We start from the raw sequence: 6,230 nt of genomic DNA on the forward strand, positions 1-6,230 counted from the left end.
ACGATATCATCAAGGAAAGTGTGGCACTTGCCTGTTGCTTCTTTATCATTAAGCCTATCCAGAATTCCTGGTTTCGCTTTATCGATGTATCCATAATTGGTAAAACCGATCGACCCATATATATTCACGATTGAGAATGCGAGGATTTCATCGACGCCGTATAAGCTTTCGTCTGTTTCAATAATGGATTGGAGTGGTTCGCCAAGCTTCTTTTGTTCAGCGAGGATATCCAGTTGGATTCCAGTCAGTATCGCATTCTGAACCTCACGCTTGGATAGAACTCGTTCAACGTTTTCGATACAATCCTCCATCTGCAGGTTTGGATGGTACTTTTCCTGCAAGAAATAGACGAGATCGGCGATATCTTCTATTTCAACTCCGCGTTCATGGAGCCACTTCCGGGCAGTTTCCTCTGTCATATGGATGGCGCGTTTCTTCTCTAACATCTGCATCACCTTTCTATTTTTAACTGGAATTGTCCAGCTCCAGCGCCTAGCCCCTCGAGACGTTTGTCTAGCTACGGCTCCTAACTCCTCGAGTCGCTTCAGTCCTGCCAATGAAGTCAAAGAGCGACTTCTCTGTCAGGCCCTCCAGCGCTTGTCGGAGTTGGGCAGTCGCCTTCGCATTTCGAATTCGGTCCGCCCAATGAAGTCAAAGAGCGACTTCACCGGTCGGCCCTCCGTCGCACACGATGTGCTAGACCCGCCAGCCACAGGACGTGGCGTATTTCGGCGGGCAACGATGTCGGGGCTTACCAAGACGCTTGCGCTTTTATATCAGCATACTCATACTCATTATCCTATTTAACCTAAAATATTCCGCTTAATCTGTTTTAGTGAAAGAATTCATTCCTTTAAATCATTTCCCTAATGAAGCCGCTTATTCATTGTAATGTTCATTCAAGTTTTACAATCCAATACATATATTTGTAAAAGAGTGGCTTGGAAATGAGGTGCTAATATGTTTCAAAAGATGTTAAAAGAAGTATATGGGATTTCTGCGGATTCAGAAGTATCTCTTGGAAGATATCATGGATATAAGCATAATGAAGGGCTTTATTTGATTATGGACGCTAATGGTGTAAAAGAGCAAGAGATTAGCGAGCTGGCGAGGATTGCTGACCACATGCAAAAAGTTGGGGACCGGAATGTCTCGAGGCTGATAGCGGATAGGGAAGGAAAACAAATTTGTGAATGGGAGGGGAGGAAATACTGTGTGTTGATGAACCGCGCAGCTCCTATGCCTGAAAAAATTAGAACAGGCAGGAAGCTGGCCAAATTCCACGCAAGGGGCAGGCAAATCCCTTTCAAAGTTGAAAGCATGAACAGGGTGGGACAATGGAAACAGCTCTGGGAAAAGCGGCTTGACCAGATGGAAAAGGTATGGAGTGGAAAGCTTTACACAGAACCTGAGAACGATTTTGAAAGGATGTTCATGGAGTCTTTTCCGTATTACATGGGATTATCCGAAAATGCGATCCAATATCTCGCTGATACCGAGATTGATGATAAGCCGACAAGGATTGACCATGGAACTGTCTGCCATGAGCGCTTTACAAATACTGTTTGGAGAGGAACATATTTTGTCAAAAATCCTTTCGAATGGGTATTCGATCACGGTAGCCGAGACCTCGCTGAATGGGTTAGGGATCGTTATTTTGCCAACATCCAGACGAGCCAGCCGGAAATCAAGAACTTCCTGGCAGAATATCAATCACTGACCGTGCTTTCGCCTTTTTCTTGGAGGCTGCTTTACGCGAGATTGCTGTTCCCGCTCCACTATTATGAGACAGTTGAAAATTACTATATAACACAATCAGAACAGACGAAGCGTCAGCTTGAAGACCGCTTGCGGAAGTATCTGAATCAAAGCAGTGATCATGAGCGGTTCTTGAGCCATTTTTATCATCTTAGCGAAGCACCGGTAAAAGCAGCGAAACTTCCGGCAGTCGATTGGTTATTACGATAGTCGAAGCTTTTTTGCTAAGGAAAGTGTGCTGATGTGGTAGAATAAAATTATTCTATTATATTAAACGCTTTCAAAAGGAGTTAGACTATGAAACCGTATGTTTATATCACCAGGAAATTGCCTGAAGAAACAATTAAGGATCTCACCGAACTTTTTGATGTGAAAATGTGGGATCATGAAGATATCCCAGCACCAAGGGAAGTTATTTTAAAAGAAGCCCAAAAAGCCAGCGCTTTAATCACAATGCTCTCTGACAAAGTTGACGAGGAAGTGCTGTCAGGTGAAAGCCTCAAAGTGGTCGCGAATTTGGCAGTCGGCTTTGACAATATTGACCTAGAAGCAGCAACAAAGCGTGGAATGATCGTTACGAATACACCGGATGTGCTGACTGAGACAACAGCAGACCTTACCTTTTCTTTGTTGATGGCGTCCGCAAGACGTATTGTCGAAGCAGCGGAATATATAAAGGCTGGCAAGTGGGGAGGCTGGAGTCCGTACCTGCTTGCTGGGCATGATGTGTATGGTAAGACAATCGGGATTGTGGGCATGGGTAAAATCGGTGAAGCGGTCGCGCGCAGGTCTAAAGGCTTCGGCATGGAGATTCTTTACCATAACCGCTCACGTAAACATGATGCTGAAAAAGAATTGGGCGCGGTCTACAGCTCTTTCGAGAATCTTGTAGCGAAATCTGATTTTGTAGTGTCACTAGCACCTTTAACACCGGAAACAAGAAATCTTTTTACAGCTGATGTCTTTGCGAAAATGAAAAAAAGCGCGATTTTCATCAATGCCGGCCGCGGCCCGGTGGTGGACGAGCAGGCATTATACGATGCGCTTAAAAATGGTGAGATTGCTGCAGCAGGACTTGACGTCTTTGAAAAAGAGCCAATTTCCGCTGACCATCCGCTGTTGGAACTTCCAAATGTAACTGCGATCCCGCACATTGGCAGCGCAAGCACTGAGACGAGGACAACCATGATCAAGCTGTGCGGCGCAAATGTTAAAGCTGTCCTGACAGGTGACAGCCCAATGACAATCGTCAACAAAGAAGTGCTCCAATAATTCCTCAATCCTTCCCATCTGAAATGGGAAGGATTTTTTATTAAATTTCCACATCCATTTATGTAATCACAATTTTCATAATTTTTTACCCTTACAGCACCATAGGATTAAGCGTTTACACAGGAAATGCAGCCTAAATATTCCTTGTAAAAGCTGTTTCTGGTCTTTATAATGTCTACTATACAAAAACAAATGTACATTTGAAACAGACATGAAGAGAGGGGAAAAGAAAATGCAGGCAATCTCGGTTGGACTTCTAGGTTTGGGAACAGTAGGGTCAGGGGTGGTTAGGATCATTGAGAACCACCAGGATAAATTGATGCACCAGGTTGGATGCCCGATTAAAGTGAAGAAAATCCTTGTTCAGGATGTAGAAAAAGAAAGGTCGGTTAAAGTGGACCCATCTCTCCTGACGGTGAATCCAGCTGATATTATGGAAGACCCGGAGATTGAAGTGGTAATCGAGGTAATGGGAGGGATTGAAGACACTCGTGAACACTTGCTCCAGGCATTAAGGAGCAAAAAGAATATTGTGACGGCAAACAAGGATTTGATGGCCGTCCACGGTTCAGAACTTTTAACAGCTGCCAATGAAAATGGCTGCGACCTCTTTTTTGAAGCGAGCGTTGCCGGAGGAATTCCGATTTTGCGCAGTCTGGTGGATGGTCTTGCGTCTGATAGAATCACAAAGATGATGGGGATTGTGAATGGCACAACAAACTACATTTTAACGAAGATGAGCCAGGAGGGACTGGCATATGATAGCGTGTTAAAGAAAGCGCAGCAGCTCGGTTACGCAGAGGCAAACCCTGCATCTGATGTAGAAGGACTGGATGCGGCTCGGAAAATGGCAATCATGGCTTCTTTAGGGTTTTCGATGAAGATTGATCTTGATGATGTCAAATTCAAAGGAATAACTTCTGTTACTGAAGAAGACCTGCAATATGGAAAACAGCTCGGGTATACGATGAAACTGCTCGGCATGGCCGTTCGTGAGGGTGATAAAGTCGAGGTGTGCGTTGAGCCGGCATTGCTGCCATCAACTCATCCGCTTGCGTCTGTCAATAATGAGTACAATGCGGTGTACGTGTATGGTGAAGCTGTCGGGGAGACAATGTTTTACGGTCCTGGTGCCGGAAGCTTGCCAACCGCAACAGCAGTGGTCTCAGACCTGGTTGGCGTCGTCAAGAACATGCGCCTCGGAGTAAATGGAAGTTCTTTTGTCACTCCGCAGTATGAGAAACAGCTTAAGGATGATGGAGAAGTGAATTCAAAACATTTCCTGCGTTTTCACGTCCATGACGAAGTCGGTGTATTCTCGAAGATCACCTCTCTTTTCGCAAACCACAACGTCAGTTTTGAAAAAATCCTCCAGATGCCTTTAAAGGAAAAGGAGCTTGCGGAAATCGTGGTCGTGACCCATCAGGCTTCCCTGAAAGATTACCAGAATGTTTTAATGGAGCTGCGCGACTTAAAGTTTGTGAAGGATGTCAAAAGCTCATACAGGGTCGAAGGAAGTGTCGGAGCATGAAATGGCGGGGGCTGTTAAGTGAATACCGTGAATACTTGCCAGTCAATGCCGAGACACCATTGCTCACCCTCCATGAGGGAAATACCCCGCTGATCAGGCTTGACCAGCTGTCAGAGGAGTGGGGAGTCGATTTATATGTAAAAGTAGAAGGAGTAAATCCTACCGGCTCTTTTAAAGACAGAGGGATGGTCATGGCAGTCGCCAAAGCTAAGGAGGCGGGCAGTGACACTGTGATCTGCGCCTCAACAGGCAATACTTCCGCCTCCGCGGCTGCTTATGCAGCAAGGGCAGGATTAAGATGCATCGTCGTCATACCTGATGGAAAAATCGCGATGGGAAAACTAGCGCAGGCTGTGATGTATGGCGCAAGCATCGTTTCGATTGAAGGCAACTTTGATGAAGCATTAAAAATGGTCAGGGCAATCAGTGAAACAGAACCAGTGACCCTCGTTAATTCAGTCAATCCTTACCGACTTGAAGGACAAAAAACCGCTGCGTTTGAGATTTGTGACCAGCTAGGCGGTGCCCCTGACATCCTTGCAATCCCGGTAGGAAATGCCGGAAACATCAGCGCTTATTGGAAGGGGTTTAAGGAATACAATGTCAGGAAGAGTACGGGCTTGCCACGGATGTTCGGATTCGAGGCTGAAGGAGCTGCGGCGATTGTAAGGGGGCAGCCGATTGAACAGCCGGAAACAATCGCAACGGCAATCCGCATTGGCAACCCGGCAAGCTGGAAACTGGCCGTCGCAGCCCGAGACGAATCTGAAGGAAAAATCGATTTTGTCACAGATGACGAAATTTTACAAGCCTACAGCAAGCTGGCTAGCACAGAGGGGATTTTCGCTGAGCCAGGATCCTGCGCATCGCTTGCGGGGATCCATAAACTTTTACAACGTGGAGAAATTCCTCGAGGATCCCGGATTGTTGCCGTGCTGACCGGAAATGGATTGAAAGATCCTTCAACCGCGATTGACATCAGCTCGATTTCACCAGTGCTGCTTCCAAATGACGAGAGTATCGTGAGCGACTATATCAGGGGAGTTGTCCGGCAATGAAGGGGGTCGAGGAACCATTAGCTGCTGGGAAAGCGAGGGGGCAAGTCCTTTCGGTAAAAGTTCCGGCCAGCTCAGCGAACCTGGGTCCCGGTTTTGACTCCCTCGGCGTCGCTTTGAATCTCTACATGGAAGTTCAAGCTGAACGAAGCGACAAATGGAAAGTTACGCCTTTATCTCATTCATTAACAGGCTTTCCTGGTGATGAAAATAATTTCATTTGCCAGATTGCGATGAAAACAGCTGAAATGTACAAGCAAGAAATGCCTACGCTCCATGTCTCTGTGAAAAGCGAGATCCCGCTTGCGAGAGGACTTGGTTCCAGCGCAGCAGCAATCGTCGCGGGAGTCGAACTGGCAAATGGTTTTTGTGGTTTACAACTAAACCGAAATGAGAAGCTAGCGGTCGCTTCCCGGTTTGAGGGCCATCCTGATAATGCAGGGGCGAGCCTGTTCGGCGGTGTCGTAGTTGGGAGTCAAATAGGAGATGAGGTCGATTTAACCGTCCTTGACCAAATTCAGTTTGACCCGATTCTCGTAATACCTAACCAGGAGTTGCTGACAGAAACGTCCCGTGATGTCCTCCCGAGAGCGGTCGATTTTCAGCGAAGTGTC

General features: G+C 46.5%; 6 protein-coding genes. 5 read left to right on the forward strand and 1 reads right to left on the reverse strand.

From position 1 onward, the window contains the following. A partial coding sequence (locus ACH0QE_RS07205) for a phosphatidylglycerophosphatase A family protein (protein WP_415800034.1) occupies positions 1–446 on the reverse strand: 446 nt, incomplete at its 3' end. Between the two features lie 514 nt (positions 447–960). Here ACH0QE_RS07205 and yutH point away from each other — a divergent pair. From yutH to thrB, 5 genes are all read left to right on the forward strand, one after another. Continuing rightward, the gene (gene yutH / locus ACH0QE_RS07210; RefSeq protein WP_415800029.1) at positions 961–1,968 is read left to right on the forward strand and encodes a spore coat putative kinase YutH; all 1,008 of its coding nucleotides are present in this window, start codon (positions 961–963) and stop codon (positions 1,966–1,968) included. Positions 1,969–2,055: 87 nt separating this feature from the next. Beyond that, a complete protein-coding gene (locus ACH0QE_RS07215; protein ID WP_415800030.1) occupies positions 2,056–3,030 on the forward strand; it encodes a 2-hydroxyacid dehydrogenase in 975 nt (324 codons plus the stop codon). Between the two features lie 232 nt (positions 3,031–3,262). Beyond that, positions 3,263–4,561 (forward strand): homoserine dehydrogenase, encoded by a 1,299-nt coding sequence (locus tag ACH0QE_RS07220; protein ID WP_415800031.1) that lies wholly within the window; start codon positions 3,263–3,265, stop codon positions 4,559–4,561. Beyond that, the gene (gene thrC / locus ACH0QE_RS07225; protein WP_415800032.1) at positions 4,558–5,619 is read left to right on the forward strand and encodes a threonine synthase; all 1,062 of its coding nucleotides are present in this window, start codon (positions 4,558–4,560) and stop codon (positions 5,617–5,619) included. The genes ACH0QE_RS07220 and thrC overlap by 4 nt, the downstream gene beginning before the upstream one ends. Continuing rightward, on the forward strand, positions 5,616–6,230 hold a 615-nt coding region (gene thrB / locus ACH0QE_RS07230), incomplete at its 3' end, for a homoserine kinase (RefSeq protein WP_415800033.1). The genes thrC and thrB, both read left to right, overlap by 4 nt.

Origin of the sequence: Mesobacillus sp., from assembly GCF_047739415.1 — a bacterium.
Lineage (GTDB): Bacteria > Bacillota > Bacilli > Bacillales > Cytobacillaceae > Mesobacillus.